Genomic DNA, 457 nt, shown 5'->3' on the forward strand with positions numbered 1-457 from the left:
TCGGAAGGACTCGATGCGCTGTCGATCATGGAGCGCGTGCGCCATATCGCTGACGCCCTCCATGTCGCACTACCGGCCCGATATGAGGATGCGCTTGAGATCATCCGTGCCATGGCGCCACAACTCACCCATGGTTTCCAGGTGGTCGCTGTCACCGAGTTCGTGGCGCGATACGGGCTTGGCGATTTCGACAGATCGCTGGATGCGCTTACCGATCTTACCCGCTTCGGATCCGCCGAATTCGCCATTCGCCCATTTCTCGCTCAGGATAGCGGGCGGACCCTTGCCGTCATGGAGGGGTGGGCCAGCCATGCTGACGAGCATGTCCGTAGGCTTGCCAGCGAAGGCAGCAGGCCAAGGTTGCCATGGGCATCGCGCATCCCGGCTCTTCGGGACGACCCGACGCTCGCAGCCTCAATCCTCGAAGCGCTCAAGGCTGATCCCAGCGCTTATGTTC

At 61.9% G+C, this 457-nt stretch carries 1 pseudogene; it reads left to right on the forward strand.

Annotated elements, in window-relative coordinates:
* Nucleotides 1–457: pseudogene (locus tag MRBLMC3_RS19975) on the forward strand (DNA alkylation repair protein); the annotation flags it as partial.

It is taken from the genome of Sphingobium sp. LMC3-1-1.1, from assembly GCF_040676285.1.
Taxonomy (GTDB): domain Bacteria; phylum Pseudomonadota; class Alphaproteobacteria; order Sphingomonadales; family Sphingomonadaceae; genus Sphingobium.